Below are 2,587 nucleotides of genomic sequence, written 5' to 3' on the forward strand. Positions count from 1 at the left end.
ACCCTGGACCACGCCCAGCTCGTGGCTGAGCGTGAGCTGGCCTCCGCCATCGACAACCCCGTGATTCTCGACGACGGCACCATCACCAGCAACGGAAACTTCCACGGGGCGCCCGTAGCGTACGTGCTGGACTTCCTTGCCATCGTGGCAGCGGATCTCGCGAGCATCGCGGAGCGCCGCACCGACCGGTTGCTTGATAAGCACCGCTCCAACGGGCTGCCGCCGTTCCTCGCCGACGACCCCGGCGTCGACTCGGGCCTGATGATCGCCCAGTACACCCAGGCCGCACTCGTCGCGGAGATGAAACGTCTTGCTGTGCCTGCGTCGGCGGATTCGATTCCAAGCTCAGCCATGCAGGAAGATCACGTCTCGCTCGGCTGGCACGCGGCCCGGAAGCTGCGCCAGAGCGTCGATGCGCTGCGCCGGGTGCTCGCGATTGAGCTGGTCGCCGCCGCTCGTGGCATCGAACTGCGGGCGCCGCTCACGCCGTCGGAGCCCGCTCAGCGGGTGATCGCGGTGCTTCGTGAGCGTGTGGGCGGCCCCGGCCCGGACCGTTTCCTCGCGCCCGACATTGAGGCCGCCGTCCAGCTCCTCGTGAGCGGCGAAGTGCTCGCGAAGGCCGGACCGCTGGAGTAGGCGCCGTCGGAATAACTTCAAAATCCGTACGCAGATTCACCCATACCCCCGAAAAAGCACGGTGAGGCGAAACTGCGTACGGATTTTGACGTTTGGGCAGCGGATACCTCGTCGGCGACGGAGCCGCGAGGCGGGTTACTGCAGGGATTCCAGCGGGCGTCCGTGGTCGTCGAGGAGCTGGACGGAGCCCTCGGGGTGCTGCAGCAAGAACACGATGGCGCTTGCGAGGCCACCCCAGACGATGACGATCGCGGTCACCATCATGACGATTGCGGTGATGGTCATAGGTCTACCTCTTTCTACTGGGCCTCACGGTGTACCGCGGGCGGGTCGAGTGGCAGTGACGTGTTGTCGATGATCGGGTTCGCGCGGGCCTCCTCGACGCGGCCCGCGTCGACGAGACGGTCGAGGATGGGCGGCGGGATGAGGTCGCCGTCTGAATCCACCTTCTGCGCGTTCGACTTCGCAGGCCACGGCAGCAGGCTCAGCACGATCGCGAGAACGATGAGGCCGAGCGCCATACCCCAGCCGAAGGTGTTCACGAAGTCTCGCGGCATGCCGCCGTAGCCCCCGGTGAGCACTTTCTGCAGTTCACCGATCAGGATGTAGCCCAGCACGACGGGGGCGATACCGCCCACGAGGAGCTGCCAGACGCGGCCCACCTTGAAGGAGCTCGACCGGTTGAGGTGGTTGCGCAGGGTCGGCAGTGCGGCGAAGCCTGCGGTGAGCGTGACGGTGCTCACCAGCGCGGCCGCGACGATGCCGAAGTTGTTCACGAATGCGTCCATCACATCGAGCAAGTTGAGGCCTGTCGTGGTGGGGAACAGCAACAGTGAGAGCAGCGCCATGGGGATTCCGACGATGAGCACGCCGGGGATGCGGGCGAGACCGAACTTGTCCTGGACCGCGGCGATGATCACCTCGAGGATCGAAATCATCGAGGTGAACGCAGCGAACGTGAGCGAACCGAAAAACAAGATGCCGATGACGGCGCCGAGTCCGCCGGCCTGGCTGATGATCGTCGGGAAGGCGATGAAGGCCAAGCCAATGCCTGAGCCGGCCACCTCGTCGACGGGAACATGCGCCTGGTGGGCCATGAACCCGAGGGCGGCGAACACGCCGATGCCCGCCAGTAGTTCAAAGGAGGAGTTGGCGAAGCCGACGACGAGGCCCGACCCTGTGAGGTCGGTGTCTTTCTTCAGGTACGACGAGTAGGTGAGCATGATGCCAAACGCCACTGAGAGTGAGAAGAAGATCTGACCGTAGGCGGCTACCCAGACGCTGGAGTCGGTAAGCGCGCCCCAGTTGGGGGTGAAGAGCGCGTTGAGGCCGCTAGCAGAGCCGGGGAGGAAGATGCCGATCACCACCAGGGCGAGGAACATCACCATGAGGATGGGCATGAAGATCACCGACGTGCCCGCAATGCCTTTCTGCACACCCAAGGCGAGTACGCCTACGACGGCCACCCAGACGAGAATGAGGGGGATGAGCACGCCGGGGACAAACTCGAAGCCGAGGTGGGCGCTGTCGGCGCCGATCGACTGGGTGTAGGTCTCCATGAAGAAGGTTGCCGGGTCGCTGCCCCAGGCTTGGTTGAAGGAGAAGATGAAGTACTGCGCGGCCCACGCCAAGATCACGGCGTAGTAGGTGCCGATGATGACGCAGATGAGCACCTGCCACCAGCCGATGGGCTCGGTGAGGCGGTGCAGACGTCGAAACGACAGCGGCGCTGATGCGCGGTAGCGGTGGCCGATGGCGTAGTCGAGCAGCAGTAGCGGGATGCCCGCAGTGAGCAACGCAATCACGTAGGGGATGATGAATGCGCCGCCGCCGTTACTGTACGCAACGTACGGGAAACGCCAGATGTTTCCGAGGCCGACGGCGGAGCCGATCGCAGCCAGGATGAAGGCCGTGCGACCAGAGAATGCGCCGCGATCAGCCTTGACTGCGG

At 64.7% G+C, this 2,587-nt stretch carries 3 protein-coding genes; 1 reads left to right on the forward strand and 2 read right to left on the reverse strand.

What is annotated here, in order from left to right:
• Positions 1–636 (forward strand): aromatic amino acid lyase (locus tag Q0X61_RS13235; RefSeq protein WP_297743360.1); only part of this gene is annotated, 636 nt, incomplete at its 5' end.
• A gap of 135 nt (positions 637–771) precedes the next feature.
• Here Q0X61_RS13235 and Q0X61_RS13240 read toward each other — a convergent pair.
• On the reverse strand, positions 772–921 hold the full coding sequence (locus Q0X61_RS13240) for a methionine/alanine import family NSS transporter small subunit (RefSeq protein WP_297743362.1): 150 nt from the start codon (positions 919–921) through the stop codon (positions 772–774).
• 14 nt (positions 922–935) lie between these two features.
• A partial coding sequence (locus Q0X61_RS13245) for a sodium-dependent transporter (protein ID WP_367270757.1) occupies positions 936–2,587 on the reverse strand: 1,652 nt, incomplete at its 5' end.

Source organism: uncultured Tessaracoccus sp. (assembly GCF_947255005.1).
Taxonomy (GTDB): Bacteria; Actinomycetota; Actinomycetes; order Propionibacteriales; family Propionibacteriaceae; genus Arachnia.